Origin of the sequence: Tropicibacter naphthalenivorans, assembly GCF_900176475.1 — a bacterium.
Lineage (GTDB): Bacteria > Pseudomonadota > Alphaproteobacteria > Rhodobacterales > Rhodobacteraceae > Tropicibacter > Tropicibacter naphthalenivorans.
Genome location: NZ_FWXX01000002.1, coordinates 375,576 through 390,750, shown reverse-complemented (window position 1 = coordinate 390,750; position 15,175 = coordinate 375,576). Strand labels below are relative to the sequence as shown.

Annotated in this window: 12 protein-coding genes; 5 read left to right on the top strand and 7 right to left on the bottom strand. The window is 63.1% G+C overall.

Features of this window, described 5'->3' with window-relative positions; all coding sequences use genetic code 11:
- Nucleotides 1–68 precede the first annotated feature (68 nt).
- Genes B9A11_RS06145 through B9A11_RS06125 form a run of 5 tightly spaced genes read right to left on the bottom strand, consistent with a single transcriptional unit; the run spans nt 69 to nt 5,851 of the window.
- Entirely contained in the window at nt 69–1,124 is a 1,056-nt protein-coding gene (locus B9A11_RS06145; RefSeq protein WP_058246773.1) for a glycosyltransferase family 2 protein, read from the bottom strand.
- Entirely contained in the window at nt 1,125–1,826 is a 702-nt protein-coding gene (locus tag B9A11_RS06140) for an FkbM family methyltransferase (protein ID WP_058246774.1), read from the bottom strand.
- 1 nt (nt 1,827) lies between these two features.
- On the bottom strand, nt 1,828–4,182 hold the full coding sequence (locus B9A11_RS06135; protein ID WP_058246775.1) for a glycosyltransferase family 2 protein: 2,355 nt from the start codon (nt 4,180–4,182) through the stop codon (nt 1,828–1,830).
- Nucleotides 4,182–4,826 carry a sulfotransferase gene (locus B9A11_RS06130; protein WP_058246776.1) on the bottom strand — a complete coding sequence of 215 codons (645 nt, stop codon included), beginning with the start codon at nt 4,824–4,826 and terminating at the stop codon, nt 4,182–4,184. Before B9A11_RS06130 ends, B9A11_RS06135 begins: the two co-directional genes overlap by 1 nt.
- Nucleotides 4,823–5,851: a glycosyltransferase family 2 protein gene (locus B9A11_RS06125; protein WP_058246777.1), complete on the bottom strand. Its 1,029-nt coding sequence runs from the start codon at nt 5,849–5,851 to the stop codon at nt 4,823–4,825. Before B9A11_RS06125 ends, B9A11_RS06130 begins: the two co-directional genes overlap by 4 nt.
- 202 nt (nt 5,852–6,053) lie before the next feature.
- On the opposite strand from B9A11_RS06125, the gene B9A11_RS06120 reads away from it, so the two are divergent.
- From B9A11_RS06120 to B9A11_RS06105, 4 genes are all read left to right on the top strand, one after another.
- The gene (locus B9A11_RS06120) at nt 6,054–6,962 is read left to right on the top strand and encodes an AAA family ATPase (protein WP_058246778.1); all 909 of its coding nucleotides are present in this window, start codon (nt 6,054–6,056) and stop codon (nt 6,960–6,962) included.
- A 201-nt stretch (nt 6,963–7,163) separates the two neighbouring features.
- Entirely contained in the window at nt 7,164–8,414 is a 1,251-nt protein-coding gene (locus B9A11_RS06115) for a vWA domain-containing protein (protein ID WP_058246779.1), read from the top strand.
- 63 nt (nt 8,415–8,477) lie between these two features.
- On the top strand, nt 8,478–9,608 hold the full coding sequence (locus tag B9A11_RS06110; RefSeq protein ID WP_058246780.1) for a hypothetical protein: 1,131 nt from the start codon (nt 8,478–8,480) through the stop codon (nt 9,606–9,608).
- A gap of 104 nt (nt 9,609–9,712) precedes the next feature.
- Nucleotides 9,713–11,434 (top strand): OmpA family protein, encoded by a 1,722-nt coding sequence (locus tag B9A11_RS06105; RefSeq protein WP_058246781.1) that lies wholly within the window; start codon nt 9,713–9,715, stop codon nt 11,432–11,434.
- A gap of 166 nt (nt 11,435–11,600) precedes the next feature.
- On the opposite strand, the gene B9A11_RS06100 is transcribed toward B9A11_RS06105, so the two are convergent.
- Entirely contained in the window at nt 11,601–13,208 is a 1,608-nt protein-coding gene (locus B9A11_RS06100; RefSeq protein WP_058246782.1) for a peptide chain release factor 3, read from the bottom strand.
- Nucleotides 13,209–13,307: 99 nt separating this feature from the next.
- On the opposite strand from B9A11_RS06100, the gene B9A11_RS06095 reads away from it, so the two are divergent.
- Nucleotides 13,308–13,568: a DUF7218 family protein gene (locus B9A11_RS06095; RefSeq protein ID WP_058246783.1), complete on the top strand. Its 261-nt coding sequence runs from the start codon at nt 13,308–13,310 to the stop codon at nt 13,566–13,568.
- Here the strand turns inward: B9A11_RS06095 and B9A11_RS06090 are convergent, their stop codons facing one another.
- Nucleotides 13,569–15,062, bottom strand: coding sequence for a pentapeptide repeat-containing protein (locus B9A11_RS06090; RefSeq protein ID WP_083499782.1), 1,494 nt, complete (start codon nt 15,060–15,062; stop codon nt 13,569–13,571). It lies immediately after the preceding gene.
- Between the last annotated feature and the right edge of the window lie 113 nt (nt 15,063–15,175).

Here is a 15,175-nt window from a genome sequence, read left to right as displayed (position 1 = left end):
TATGCGGGCTTTGGGTCTAAGGATCTGTTTTTCGGCGGTTTTCCCCGGCGGAGGGCCTGCCAGATTGGTTAATCGCCCTCGGCCTGTTTGGCGCGGGTCGCGTGCGTGGCCAGGACCTGCGCCGCCTCCAAAGGGATGGGCCGGGCCGGGGGCGTCATCAGCAAACGGGCAAAGAGCGCGCGCATCGGCTCCAAAGCCATAAGCGCGTCAAACCGCGCGTGCCGCCATGTCACGGCACTGGAATGCAGATCGCTCAGGACCGGATCGGCGGCGAATTCGGCGCGTTTCTCGGCCACGCCCGCCAACTGGGTCACAGAGGTATCCTCGGCCTCGCACCAGTTGCGCTCGACCCAGTAATCCATGCCCAAGACGTGATCGGAATGCACCGCGCGCCCCCGGTCGGCTTTCAGCAGGTAGCTTTCCATCGCGCCAAGCGGATAGTGGTTGAGCTGCGCCAGCCCGTACATCGGCCGGCCATAGTTCGAGAAAATCCGCCGCTTGCGGAATTGCCCGTCCAATTCGCGGCCATGGGCGTCGAACCACCGCGCCCCGTCGACGCGCGCCGGATCGGGGTTGCGCGGGCGGTGCACGCCCAGTTTGCGGTAAATCCCGGTGTTGCGGTAGAGCGTCTTGAACATCGCGGCGCGCCACGGCCAGTACATGACCTCTGGGGCGGCGCGGGTGAACTGCTGCGTCACGGGGGTGTCTTGGTAGCGCACCACCCCTGCGTTGCCGAACAGCCGCCACGTCAGGGTGATGGCGTCGGCGTCCGGCAGGTGGTCGATCAAGGCGGGCAGGGTGCGGTCCCCCACATGCACGTTGACGAACTCGTCAATGTCCAGCGCCAGCAGCCAGTCGGCGCGTTTCACAGCGTTCAGCTTGTCGGCGGCTTTCAGCCCGGTGAACTGGATGCCGCCCTTGTCATAGGGTCCGTCGTTGCGCAGATGCGTCACCAGACCCATCGCCTCCAAACGGTCAAGGATCGCGTCCGTCCCGTCGTCGCAATCGTTGCTCAGCGCCACAACGTGGGTCACCCCCGCCGCCAGATGATGTGCCATCCAGTCGAGCAGGAACGCCCCTTCGTTGCGCACGCACAGCACGGCGGTGATGGTCGGCGCAGCCATTTACCAGCCCCGCCGAAAGGTGACGACCTTGGCCTCGGACGCCTTGGGGAAATAGGTCAGACCGGCCTTGTGCATGGCGTCGAACACCGCCTGAACGCCGGTTTGCCCGATCCACTGCGGGTGCAGCTCGATGATCGCGGCGCGCAGGCCCGACCAGTCGCCCGCGGGGATCAGATCGGCCTCGGCCCCTTCGATGTCGCAGACCAGCACGTCGGGGCACAGCTCTTGCAGCACGGGGGCAAGGGCGTGGCGTTCGATCATATGCTCGGCGGTGATGCTGTTCACATCGGCCTCGCGGTCCATGGACGACCCCAGAAAGTTACGCCGTACGTAGAAGGGCACCGGCTCGCCCGCTTGCGGCGACAGCAAGGCGTTGCGCACCTCGACATTGGTCACGCCATTGGCCTCGTGCACTTGGCGGATGTAGGGGATCAGGGCCGGGTTCGCCTCATAGCTGATGACGCGCGAGACCCCCTTTTTCACCGACAAAAGCGTCGACATGTACCCCAGCCCGCCGCCAAGCTCGAGCACCCGGTCGCCGGGCTGGACCACGCGCATCACCGCGTCACATTCCTTGCGCTCGTACAGATCATCCCGCAAGGCGCCGCGCACCCGGCCGCGCGTGATCTGCGGATGCTTGGGAATGCGCATCCCGCGCGACATGATATAGGGCGAGCGTGGAACCGGAGGGCTTTGGGTCATCTCAGGTCTCCATGTCCAAGGTCAGGGAATAGGCCACGCGTTCGGTTTCCGTCAGCTTGACCTGCAAAGCCTGCTGCGCCAGGTCGGCAAATTCCGGCGTGTTGCGCAAAGTCTCGGCCCGCGCCTGATGCCAGGCCAGCCCGCGCGCGTGCAGATCGGCCAAGACCGGATCGGCCAATAGGTCGGCCACGGCGGCGCGCACGCGCGGAATATTGCGCTGGATCGTCACGTCGCGATTGTCGTTCCAATCCATACGCACCCAGTAGTTCAGCCCAATGGTGCGATCCACATGCAAGGCCCGCCCACGCTGGCGCTTCACCAGAAAGCTGTCGAGTGAGCGCAAGGCGTAATGGTTGAGCTGCACCAGATCATAGCCGATCGAGCGCTGCGAGCTGCGCCAGCCGTTCTTGATGAACGCATCGGTCATATCGACGCCCGAGCCGTTGACCCATTTGACGCTGGCTTCAAACCCCGGTTGCAGCTTGTTGGGCCGGTGGCAGGACAGCTTGCCATAGGCGCCGGTGTTGCGGAAAAAGGTCTTGAACCCCCAGACGGTGTGCGGCTTGGGGCAGTATTTCGGCGCGCAGGCATCGAATTGTTCGATCACCAGACGGTCCTGCAAGGTGGTCACGTCGCCGTGCCCGAACAAGCGCCACGTCATGGCGATGTGGGTGGCATCGGGGACGTGGTTCAGCAGATCGTCCACGGTGCCATTGCCGCAGCGAATGTTGATGAACTCATCCACGTCGAGATGCGCGACCCATGCGGCGTTCTGGACGATTGGCTCTTTCAAGGCTTTGTCCAGCGCGTGCTGCTGTGGGGACTTGCCGCGCCACTTGGAATTGTCGCGGTGCTGCACGATCCCAAGGCTTTGGAGGTGGGTCAGGATGTGCTGCGTGCCGTCTTCGCAATCGTTGGTGTAGATCAGAAAATTGTCGAACCCGATGGCCCGGTGGTAGGCGATCCATTCAAGGATATAGGGCGCCTCGTTTTTCATGCAGGCGACGATGACGCGTCCGGTGCTGCCATCGGGGATGGGGCGCGTGTCGGCAGGCGTATAGGGCGGGGCGGGCAATTCCTCGTTTACGCGGCCAATGCGGTTGTGCGGCGCAAACGGAGAGGCTTGGAGTTTGATAAAGTTCAGCTTGGCCTCGGGCGGCAGCAGAGTGCGCGCGGCGGGGCTCAGGAACTGGTCGAGATTGTCCGGCAGCTTGATGTCTTGCGGCTCTGGTTTTGGTTCTGGGGCCGGGGCCTGCGTTTCCTCGGCGGTGGCGGCGTCGATGCGCGGGCGAAAGGCCATCAGGTACTGCGTGGCGCGAAAGCCGCGCGTCGGGCCCGCCTCTTGCCACGGGTCCAGCGGCGCATCGGGGGCCATGTGCGCCGGATCAAGGCCGGGGTGCTGGGCGCAAAGCTGCGCGATGTCGGCGGCGAAATGCTGGGACACGGCATGGAGCGCGCCGGGTTTGATCCCCGCGCCGGGCACCTTGAGTTCGGCAAGGAACTTGCGCCAGAGGGGGCGCGGGATGCGCACGTCTTGTTTGTTCAGCAAGCGCAGGACGGCGTCATTGAACAGCCGGCACCGCGTCAGCCACGCCGCCGAGGGCGGGCGCGGGGCTTTGTCCGCCTCAGCGGGGGGCAGGGCGTCTATCCCAAAGGCGGCGGCGATGTCTTGGGTGACTTCAGGCGCATAGAGACTGTCCGCCGCGATGCTGTGAAAAGACACGCTGCCCGCGCCGAACACGCTTTCCCATTCCGTCTGCAAGGCCTTGAAATCGAGCCAAAAGCTCGCGCCTTGCACGTCCATGATTTGGCCCTTGGCGGGGTCGCTGTCGGGACGGGTCGCCAAGGCTGTGCTGCGGTAATCCGGCCCCAGACAGGCCAGTTCCAGATCAAGCGCGCGGTTGCGCCCTTCTAGCAATTGCGCGCCATAGCGCTGCACCAGCAGCCGCGCCGGATCGTCCAAATGCGCCACGATGCGGATGTCGTCCGAGATCGGCGTCAGCATGTCCTTGAGCCGTTGCAACTCGGTCCGGGACACAAGGCTGTTGCCCAGCTGATGCGCCGAGAGGATCAGCGCGCGGGCGTCTGTCCCTTGGGCTTCTTGGAGCAACTGGCGCGCGACGTCCTCTTGCAGGGCCTCTTGCGCGGCGGCGCTGACAAACTCGCGGTTGTAGCGCAGAACGTCGACGTTGTCGGGATCGGTGACGGCCATGAACAGCCGCGTGTGGTTGCGCGCGCCGGGTGCGCGCGAGAACAGCACGCCTTGGGCCAGCATCGCGTCGCGGCCCGCGTCCATCACCTGTTGCAGGCGCGTGGCGGTGGCCGCGTCGGGGCCGATATGCACGTAAATCCGCATCAGACTGCCCCCGACTCTGGCGCCGTCGCCGGGTTGTCGGTGTTGACGTTCACGCGCCCCCACCAAGGCAGATCCTCGCCGATATGGGCCGAGAGCCTCTCGCGCGCGTCCTCCGCCGCCATGTCCAACTGCAAGTATCGCGGATCGTCGCCAAAGACGTCGCGCAGCATGTCGTAATGCCCCTCGATCCAGCGGATCCGCTCGGCGTCGCTGGTGCCATAGCCGCGCGGCAGGCCGGGCACCCAAGCGTTGGGCAAACGGTCCGTCCCGAGGTTGTTCCAGCGCCGCATACTGTCGGCGACCTCCGCCGGATCGCGCCACGTCGCCACGAACAGCATATCGGGCCGCGCCAGCCGCATCGCCTTGAGCACTGCGTAATCACACTGCGGCCAGAGCGAGACATCGCCGTTCAGGACGTTGATTTCCGTCAGCGCATCATAGAGGTCGAGCCGCTTGAAGGGGTCGCCTTGGTAATAGCCGTCATAGATTTGCCGCCCCACAAAGGTGCCACCCAGCGTGGGATCCTTGGTGTGGATGCGCCGGACCTTGTGATCGGCGGCGTGCCAGCCCGCCTGCTGCAACGCGTGCGCCAGCGTCGTCGTACCCGACTTGGGCAGCCCCAGATTGACCAGTTTCACGCTCATGCCAGCCCCAGCTCCTGCATCAGGGCGTATTCGCCGGGCGGGTAGGGCGGCAGTCCCTTGAGATGATCGTAGAGCAGCCGATAGGGTTCCTGCGCCAGCAGCTCGTCACGCTTGGCGCGGTGCCTCGCGACGCATTCCTCGTGCAAGCGCCCGATCTCTGGGTCGGATTTCATCACCGCCAGCGCCTGTGCCAGCGCGTCCGAGTGCCGCAGGATTGAGCGATCTTCATAGGCCACGTCACTGCGTTCCAGCCAATAGGTGTCGTCAAAGGCGCGGTTGGCGCGGTTCACATCGCCCCGGTCGTTCTTGACCAGGTAGCTGTCCAGCGAGCGCAGGGCGTAGTGGTTCAGCGTGGCGTATTTGCGTGCCCCGGCGCAGTGGAACTTGCGGCTGCGGCGCGGGTTGGGCGGCACCTTGAACTTGTCATGCACGGGGCGGCCTGCGCCATCGGTCCAGACCGGCCAGTGATCCTTGGGGATCGCCTCGCGGAAATAGGGGCGATGGGCGCCAAAATACTGCAAGGGAAAGCCGCGCCGGGTCAGGGTCTTGACCTCCATCTGCGGATCGGCGCACCACAGGTCGGGATTGTGCGAGCGGGTGAATTGTTCGATCACCGGGGTGTCGACAAAATCCCACACCGCGTCATTGCCAAAGTACTGAAAGGTCACGGAAATCGCCTGAGGGTTGCCGCAAGCCTCGATCAAGGCGGGCAGGGTGTGATCGCCCACATGGATGTTCAGGAACTCGTCCACATCCGCCACCCAGACCCAGTCCGACGCGCCAATCACCGGCTGGCGCGGGCAATCTTTCAGCGCCTCCATCTGGTACTTGCGGCTGCGCGCTGGGTTGGGCAGGTGCACCACGCCCCCGCGCGCCGCCAGAGCGTCCAGCAGATTGTCCGTTCCATCGGTGCAATCGTTGGAGTAAAACAGGAAATCGGTCACGCCGATCAAACGGTTATAGGCGATCCATTCCAATAGGAACGGGCCTTCGTTCTTGACACATGTGACGGCGGTTATGCGCATGGCGCGCCCCGCTGAAAACGGCTTATCATCCTAAATATCTGCCCATAATCCCCGGGTTTGCCCCGGCCTTCTTATCGTGCGAATCATGACATCCCCTTTCCACGGGGTCAATCTTTGCGCCAGATCATATGCCCATGTGCGACCTTGGCGCTATTGACCCCGCCTTAACCTCTTGGGACACAAGGGGCCAAGGAGGACGTCCATGCCTATTCCCAATACCATCGACGAGGTGCAGTCCGAACTCGCCTCGACCGGCTATGTCTGCGGCCGCGCGCTGGCCACCGTTGTGTTCCTGTCGCTCAAGCTGGGCCGCCCGCTGTTTCTCGAAGGCGAGGCCGGCGTCGGCAAGACCGAGATCGCCAAGGCGCTGGCCAAGGCGCTGAACCGCCGACTGATCCGCCTGCAATGCTACGAAGGCCTCGACGCCTCGAGCGCGGTCTACGAATGGAACTTCCCGGCGCAGATGATCGCGATCCGCACAGCCGAGGCGCAGGGCGGGGCCAATCGCGAGGCGCTGAACGACGAGCTTTTCGGCCCCGATTACCTGATCGAGCGCCCGCTGCTGCAAGCGATGCGCCCCGATGAAAACGGTGCACCGATCCTGCTGATCGACGAGCTGGACCGCACCGACGAGCCGTTCGAGGCCTTCCTGCTCGAAGCGCTCTCTGACTTCCAGGTCACCATCCCCGAGATCGGCACCATCGAGGCCCCAGAACCGCCCATCGTCATCTTGACCTCCAACCGCACGCGCGAAGTGCACGACGCCCTGAAACGCCGCTGCCTCTACCACTGGGTGGACTACCCCGACTTCGACCGCGAGGTGGAAATCCTCAGCTCCCGCGCTCCGGAGGTCTCGGAAAACCTGTCCCGCGAAATCATCGCCTTCGTGCAATCCCTGCGCACCGAGGACATCTTCAAGAAACCGGGCGTGGCGGAAACCATCGACTGGGCGAAATGCCTGCTGGCGTTGGACGTGGTCGACCTCTCCCCCGAGGTCATCTCGGACACGCTGGGCGCGATCCTGAAATACCAGGACGACATCGCCAAGATCAACGGCTCCGAAGCCAAACGCATCCTCGACGAAAGCAAGAAAGCCCTCGAAGAGGCATGACGACAAAGGCGTCCCTTGGGGCAGGCCCGACCGCCACCCCAAGGCACCACGCCGTGCGCTTCTTCTCTTTGAAAATATCCCGGGGGGAATGCCCAACGGGCAGGGGGGCAGCGCCCCCCCCCTTTACACCTTCAAGTGGCTCACCTCCGGTGAGACGGGGCAGCGCCCCCACTCCGACCAACCAACCCCGAGAGCACCCCAATGGCCGAATACATCCCTCTCGAAATCCCCGACAATCCACGGCTTGCGCAGAACATCATTCACTTCGCGCGGGCGCTGCGGCGGGCTGGGCTGCCGGTGGGGCCGGGGCGGGTGATCGACGCGGTCAACGCGGTGCAGGCGGCGGGCTTCACCGACCGCATGGACTTCTACTGGACGCTCCACGCCTGTTTCGTGAACCGCCCCGAACATCGCGTGGTCTTTGCCCAGATCTTCCGCCTTTACTGGCGCGACCCGCGGTTCCTCGAGCACATGATGTCGATGATGCTGCCCGCGGTACGCGGCGTCCAAGAGGAAAAGCTCGCCCAATCGGCTGAAAAACGCGCGGCGCAGGCGCTCCTTGGCGACCAGATGCCGCAAGTCCCGGAGGCAGAGCAAAACGAAGGCGGCGAGCAGATCGAAATCGACGCCTCGATGACCATGTCCTACGAGGAAAAGCTGCGCAGCCTTGACTTCGAACAGATGTCGACGCAGGAAATCGCCGAGGCCAAGCGGATGCTGGCCCGCATGAAACTCCCCGTCAAACCGATCCAATCGCGCCGCTCCATCGCCTCGCAAACCGGCGCGCGCACCGACTATCGCCGGACCTTGCGCGAAGCGCTGCGCAAAGGCGGCGAGATCCGTTCCATCGCCCATGCCAAGCCGCGCCCGCGCTGGCCCAACCTCGTGGTGCTGTGCGACATTTCCGGCTCCATGAGCCAATATTCCCGCATGGTGCTGCATTTCCTGCACGCGGTGGCCAACGAAAAGGGGCAGGGCTGGGCCAAGGTGCACGCCTTCACCTTTGGCACCCGTCTGACCAACATCACCCGCCACCTCGCCACCCGCGACGTGGACGCCGCCCTCAAGGCCGCCGGGGCCGAGGCCCAAGACTGGGAGGGCGGCACCCGCATCGGCGAATGCCTCCACCAGTTCAACCACGACTGGTCGCGGCGGGTCATGGGACAGGGCGCGGTGGTCTTGCTGATCACCGACGGCCTTGACCGCGACGACGCGGGCGCGCTGGAAAAGGAAATGGAGCGTCTGCACTTGTCCTCGCGCCGCCTCATCTGGATCAATCCTTTGCTGCGCTGGGATGGCTTTGCACCCAAGGCGTCCGGTATCCGCGCCATGCTGCCCCACGTCCACAGCTTCCGCGCCGGACATTCCATCGCCTCGCTCGAAGACCTCGCCGAGGCCATTTCCCGCCCCGACGATGCGGGGGAAAAACAACGGCTTATGGCGCTGCTCTAGGGGTGGACATGCGGGGCAGGGCGGGCCACCCTGACGGCAACCCTACGTCAAAGGCCCGTTCCCATGTACCGTATCGACCGTTCCGGCAACCGTCTGCAAAAACTGCCCGAAACCACCCTGTCAGACGTCTCGTTCCGCGAACGGGACCACCTGCAAGAATGGATCGCGACCGACCCCTTGGCCCTGGGCGAGGAGCTGCTGATCATCCAAAAGGAATTCGACGGTTTTGATGGCACGCGCGAACGGCTCGACCTGCTGGCTTTGGACAAAGAGGGGCGCTTGGTCATCATCGAGAACAAGCTCGACGACAGCGGCCGCGACGTGGTCTGGCAGGCGCTGAAATACGCCGCCTACTGCTCGACCATGCAAAAGTCCGAGATTGTGTCCGCCTTTCAGGCCTATCTCGACCGCTACGATCCCGGCACCTCGGCCTCGGACAGCCTGTGCGACTTTCTGGGCGAAGAGACCCTCGACGATGTGATCCTCAACGATGGCACCGGCCAGCGGGTCATCATGGTGGCCACGGATTTCCGCAAAGAGGTCACCTCGACCGTGCTCTGGCTGCGCGACTACGGCATCGACGCGCGCTGCATCAAGGTCAAGCCGTACCGTCTTGACGACGACGTGCTGATCGACCTGCAACAGGTCATCCCGCCCCCAGAGGCCGCCGACTACATGATCCGCATGGCGCAGAAAGAGACGGAGGCGAAAAAGACCGCAACCATGGTCAGCTATCAGGGACGGATGGAATATTGGGGGGCGTTTCTGGAGGCATACGGCGACGCCTCGGACCTGATCCCGCCATCCCGTGCGCCCAATCAAGGCTGGATGAACCTGAAGTTTCCGCCGGATTTGCGCACGGAAAGCGGTGCCGCCAGCATTGTATTGTACCGGAATCTTAAAAATGATCGGGTTGGGGCGTACCTGAGCATTGGCAAGCACGAAGAAGAAGACATCGAGCGCTGGCTGTCAGCGCTCGCGTCCTATCCCTCTTTGGTTGACGCTGAGAGTGAATGCAGCCCGAAAGGCGTCTGGGGACTTTATGTGACGTTGGATGCCGATGCCCTCGACGAAGAGGATTGGCCTCGTCAACACGAGTGGATGCAGGCGCAGGCTTTGCGCTTTCTGGCAGATTGGCAAGCGGGCCTCAGAGAGGATTTTATCCGGCTGTGTCAAGGCGAGGTCACGGCCTAAACGCTCCCCGCATCCCCGCCATTGCATCCCGGCCATGCAACTTTGTCGCATCGAACGGCGTTCTGTCTCCAAGCCCGCATCGGGCAACAGGAAAGGACACTTCGATGAAACAGATCCTCATGGCGACCGTCTCGGCCAGCGTTCTGGCGCTCTCGCTGCCGCAGCAAAGCCTCGCTCAGAACGCCAATGCCAACATCAACGCGCAGATCAACGCCAATGCCAATGCCAAGGGCGCGCGTGACCTTGCCGACCTGCTGGCCTTGGCGGCCCGTGCCGATCCGGCGCGCGTCACCGAACGCCTCCAGCAACTCTCGCAGGCCTGCGAGGATGGCGGCACGCTGCCCAATCTGCCTGCGGGTGTGGACTGCGCCGTGGTCGACCTGCTGCTGACCGACGAAGCGCTGCGCGCGCAGGTCCTGGAAAACCCCGAGATGATCGATCAGGTGATCGAACAAGCCAACATCGCCCCGACCCCCGCCGAGGGCGCGCCGGTTGAAGACCCCGCCGAGGTCGCTGAAGCCCCCGCCGCCGAAGCGCCTGCTGACGTCGCCGAAGCCCCCGCCGAAACGGCTGAGCCGGTCGAGAGCGAAGACCTCGCCGCCGCCCTTGCGGAAGCCGAGGCCAAAGCTGACGCCGAAGCGCAGGCCGCCGCCGATCCCGCCCCGGTCGAGCCCGAAGCCCCCGAGGTGATCGCCGCCCCGCAGGAGGAACCAGCTCCGCAGGACCCGCCGCAGATGGACGCTCAGGCCCAAGCCGATGCGGTGGCCGCCCAGGATGACGCCCCCGCCGCTGCCGCTGCCGCCGATGCGGACGCGCAGGCCGAAGTTTCGGAGGAAACCGTCGCCGACGCCGATGTGCGCCGCTCGGATCAGGACTTTGACACCGACGTCATGGCGCAAGCCCCCGCCAATGAACCCGCTGCCGATGGCGGCAACGGCGACGACAGCCTGCGCGACTTCAAAACCGCCGCGCTGATCGGCCTTGGGGCCGTGGCGCTGAACGAGATCCTGAACGCCGACGACAAGGTGGTGTCCAACTCGGGCGACCGCGTGGTGGTCGAGGACGGCAACGGCCAGTACCGCGTGCTGCGCAATGACGACGTGTTGCTGCGCCGCCCCGGCGCCGAGGTGCAGACCTACAGCTATGACGACGGCTCGACCCGCACCGTGATCACCTACAACGACGGCACCACCGTCGAGACAGTGCGCGCGAACGATGGCCGCGTCCTGCGCCGCACCCGCACCCTGCAGGACGGCACCGAAGTCGTCCTCTTTGACGACACACAAGCCCAGCAAGAGGTGGTCGTAAACGATCTGCCGCAAACCACCGACCGCAACACGGTCAACTACCGAACGGTAGAGGTGGATAACCTCGAAGCCGCTCTGGCCGCGCAAGAGACGGCCAAGATCGACCGCACATTCTCGCTGAACCAAATCCGCAACATCGACGCGGTGCGCCAGCTGGTGCCGGAAATCTCGGTGGACACGATCAACTTTGCCACTGACAGCGCCGCCATCCGCCCCGATGAGGCCGAAGAGCTGGCAACGCTGGGCAACGCCATGCGCGACCTGATCGACAAGAACCCCGGCGAAGTCTTCCTGATCGAAGGCCACACGGACGCGGTGGGGGGCTATGGCTACAACCTCGCGCTGTCCGACCGCCGGGCGGAATCGGTGGCCCTCGCGCTGACCGAATACTTCGCCGTGCCGCCGGAAAACATGGTGCTCCAAGGCTACGGCGAGAGCGATCTGTTGGTGCAAACCCAAAGCGATGAGCGCGCCAACCGCCGCGCCGCCATCCGCCGGATCACGCCGCTGCTGCAATAACGCCGCAGGGTTTTCCCCCTGAGAAAACAAGGAAAGGCGCGACCGCACCCACGGACCCGCGCCTTTCTTTTCTTTAAAAATATCCCGGGGGAGCCCGCAGGGCGGGGGCAGCGCCCCCTAGTCTATAGAATGCTCACCTCCGGTCATACGGGGCCGACCCACAACCTTAAGTCAGCATCTCTTTCGTCGCCGACAAGGTCACATCCGGGTAATCCCGTTCCACCCGGTCAATGTCCCACTGCAAGCGCGTCAGGTACACCACATCGCCGTCATGGTCATAGCTGATGTGCTGCTTGTTGGCGTTGATGAACTTCTCCACCGCGGCCTTGTCCCCGTGCACCCAGCGCGCGGAGGTAAACTGCGAGGCGTCAAAGCGCACCGGCAAGCCGTATTCCAGCTCGATCCGGCTACCCAAGACTTCGAACTGCAACGCGCCCACAACGCCCACGATAAAGCCCGAACCGATCATCGGCTTGAACACCTTCGCCGCGCCTTCCTCGGCGAACTGCATCAAGGCTTTCTCAAGGTGCTTGGCCTTCATCGGGTCACCCGCGCGCACCGATTGCAGCAATTCCGGCGCAAAGGACGGGATGCCGGTGACGCGCAGCGCCTCGCCCTCGGTCAGGGTATCGCCAATGCGCAGCTGCCCGTGGTTCGGAATGCCGATGATATCCCCGGCCCAGGCCTCTTCGGCCAGCTCCCGGTCGGACGCCAGAAACAGCACCGGGTTGGAAATCGCCATGGGCTTTTTCGTGCGCACATGGGTCAGCTTCATCCCGCGATGAAAATGCCCCGACGCCAAGCGGACAAAGGCCACACGGTCGCGGTGCTTGGGGTCCATGTTCGCCTGAACCTTGAACACGAAACCCGCGACCTTCTTTTCCTCGGGGGAAATCTCGCGCGGCTGCGCCTTTTGCACCTGCGGCTCGGGGCCATATTTGGCGATCCCGTCCATCAGTTCCTGCACCCCAAAAGAGTTGATCGCAGAGCCGAACCAGATCGGGGTCATGTGCCCTTCGAGCACCGATTGCGGGTCCAAAGCGGGCAAGAGTTCGCGCGCCATCTCGACTTCTTCGCGCAGCTGTTCCAGCAGGTCCGCCGGGATGTGCTCTTCCATGCGCGGATCGTCCAGCCCTTCCAGACGGATGCTCTCTGCCACTTTGTTCCGGTCGGCGCGGTCCATCAGCTCCAGCCGGTTGTTGAGCATGTCATAACAGCCCAGGAAATCGCGCCCCATGCCGATCGGCCACGACGCAGGCGTGACGTCAATCGCCAGGTTTTCCTGGATTTCGTCAATGATCTCAAAGGTGTCGCGCGCTTCGCGGTCCATCTTGTTGCAGAACGTCAGGATCGGCAGGTCGCGCAACCGGCAGACCTCGAACAGCTTTTGCGTCTGGCTTTCCACGCCCTTCGCGCCGTCGATCACCATCACCGCCGCGTCCACAGCCGTCAGCGTGCGGTAGGTGTCCTCGGAGAAATCCGAGTGGCCGGGGGTGTCCACCAGATTGAACCGGAACCCGTCGAAATCGAAGGACATGGCCGAGGCGGAAACGGAAATCCCGCGATCCTTTTCCATCTGCATGAAGTCCGAGCGCGTGCGCCGCGCTTCGCCCTTGGCGCGCACCTGTCCGGCCATCTGAATCGCGCCCCCGTACAGCAGGAACTTTTCAGTCAGCGTGGTCTTGCCCGCATCCGGGTGCGAGATGATGGCAAAGGTGCGCCGCCGAGCGATTTCGGCAGGCAGATCGGGGCGGTTCGAAGCGGTATCCAACATGACCGCTCCGTTACCCTGAAACGGGACGCGGCACAATGGAGTGCTTTGCGCGGAACCCTTGCCGCGCGCGCGTGGTTAATCCGGGAAAAGGAGACCCCGATGACCAAGGACCACGGCCCCAGCATCAAGAACGACAAATTGTACGAAGACCTGCGCGAGGACGGCATGTCCAAATCCAAAGCCGCCCGCATCGCCAACGCGCAAGCCAACGACGACATGTCCCCCAGCGAAAAAGGCGGCAAAGCCCCGCCCTATGAGGAGTGGACCAAGGACGAGCTATACGAGCGCGCGCAGGAATTGGAGATCGACGGGCGGTCGGGGATGGACAAGGGCGAGTTGATCGAGGCGTTGCGCGCCTGATCAGAGTGGCGGCAGGGCGGTGAACAGCTCTCCGAGTTTGCGCATCAATGGCTCAAGATATTGGACAACCGCCGCAGCCATCTGTTCCCCGGTCTTGCCGCTGATCGTTCCGGCGATGGCAATGTCCCCGGCGTGTAGCCGAGCCCGAGAGACGACCTGTTTCGCCCGCCAATACAGCCGTGCGCCAAAGGCCCCCAGCTCGACGGTTTCGCGCTGCACGGCGTTGCGCAGGCGTTCAATCTCGCCGGGGTGAAACGCCTTTATCTTGAGATCGTTGAGGTGGTCGTCAAAAGCGCGGAACTCGGCAATCACCTTGCTGTAGGATTCGGTCGAAGCCTCGGCCTGCGCGATGGCCTCTTCGAGGGTGTTGAGGACGGCGGTCGCCTCTTCCTTTGTCACCTCGCGCGTGGGATGCGTATCTGCTTTGACTTGGACCGCTTCGGCGGTGGCAGGCAGGCAGTGGGCCAAGAAGTCATTGTGCTGGCTGAGGAAATTCTCAAGCTTTCGGGTCAGACGGTGCCCCAGCGCATCCGACACAAAGGGGTCGTCAAGGTCCGCCCGGATGCCCACACAGGTCGAGACAAGGTAATGAGGGTTGCCACTCTCGCTGTTTTCAAGGTGGTTCGCATAGCGCAACAGATCCTCGCGCGTGTCCTCGCCCAACTTGTTGGAAACCGAGGCGGCAATATCGCGGGCTGTCGTAATCAGCGCGGTCGAGCGCTGCAGGCAATCGCCGGTAAAGGTGATTTGCGAGAGGTCTTGACCCTCGGGCGGCGTGGCCTCGACCCCGGCGTCGGTGATCTGGAAGTCAACGGCGCTGGCTTTGATGAGGGGGAGTTCGAGTTCGTTATCAATATGCGATCGTGGCGCGGCTTCCCCAATGAACTCCGCTATAGTGTCTGACAATGGCGGCCAATGGGCAGGAGGATTAATAGTGGTTCTGGAAGGAAGCACAACTCCTTGGTCGCCGATTGTCTCGTTAAGAGCGTCTTGTTTCAGATACTTGGCTGTAGATAGGTTTGTTGTAAGAATTGATAGCTTTCCAGTTTCGTCGCGACCTACAAAGGTTCGTAGATCAGCACCGGAAAGAAATGAGCTTTCCAGAGAGGCATTCGATAAATCTGCTCCGCGTAAATCTGCTTCAGACAGATTCGATTTGATTAATTGACAACTTTTCAACGTTGCTTCTGTTAGGTTGGCTTTTATGAGGACGACAGAGAAGAGCTTCGCAAATGAAAGGTCTGCTCGATTGAAATTCGCATAGCGGAGGTCTGCCAAATCTAAGCTCGCGTACCTCAGGTTGGCCCTGCTTAGATTAACACTGACCAAGAGATGCCGTGATTGCTGATTTTCCGGTAAATCTTTCCGTTGTTGATATAAAAGGCGGGCAAGATCAAGTCCCTCAAAATCCGGAACAAAATCATCCCGCTCGCGGCGGGCATTCCATGCGCCGACGCCTTCTAAAAGCCACTCGATATGTTGCCGGTTGGCCATCTGCCCCTCACCTTACCCCGAAGGCAGAGAACACCCGCGATGCGGGTGCGCGTCAAGGGTCGCGAGGCATTAAGTTACGGCGTTAGGGCAAGAAATTACGCCGGGGCTCCGCC

Coding starts and splice junctions, on each gene's coding strand:
- B9A11_RS06145 (WP_058246773.1), bottom strand. CDS start 1,124: ATGGCTGCGCCGACCATCACCGCCGTGCTGTGCGTGCGCAACGAAGGG.
- B9A11_RS06140 (WP_058246774.1), bottom strand. CDS start 1,826: ATGACCCAAAGCCCTCCGGTTCCACGCTCGCCCTATATCATGTCGCGC.
- B9A11_RS06135 (WP_058246775.1), bottom strand. CDS start 4,182: ATGCGGATTTACGTGCATATCGGCCCCGACGCGGCCACCGCCACGCGC.
- B9A11_RS06130 (WP_058246776.1), bottom strand. CDS start 4,826: ATGAGCGTGAAACTGGTCAATCTGGGGCTGCCCAAGTCGGGTACGACG.
- B9A11_RS06125 (WP_058246777.1), bottom strand. CDS start 5,851: ATGCGCATAACCGCCGTCACATGTGTCAAGAACGAAGGCCCGTTCCTA.
- B9A11_RS06120 (WP_058246778.1), top strand. CDS start 6,054: ATGCCTATTCCCAATACCATCGACGAGGTGCAGTCCGAACTCGCCTCG.
- B9A11_RS06115 (WP_058246779.1), top strand. CDS start 7,164: ATGGCCGAATACATCCCTCTCGAAATCCCCGACAATCCACGGCTTGCG.
- B9A11_RS06110 (WP_058246780.1), top strand. CDS start 8,478: ATGTACCGTATCGACCGTTCCGGCAACCGTCTGCAAAAACTGCCCGAA.
- B9A11_RS06105 (WP_058246781.1), top strand. CDS start 9,713: ATGAAACAGATCCTCATGGCGACCGTCTCGGCCAGCGTTCTGGCGCTC.
- B9A11_RS06100 (WP_058246782.1), bottom strand. CDS start 13,208: ATGTTGGATACCGCTTCGAACCGCCCCGATCTGCCTGCCGAAATCGCT.
- B9A11_RS06095 (WP_058246783.1), top strand. CDS start 13,308: ATGACCAAGGACCACGGCCCCAGCATCAAGAACGACAAATTGTACGAA.
- B9A11_RS06090 (WP_083499782.1), bottom strand. CDS start 15,062: ATGGCCAACCGGCAACATATCGAGTGGCTTTTAGAAGGCGTCGGCGCA.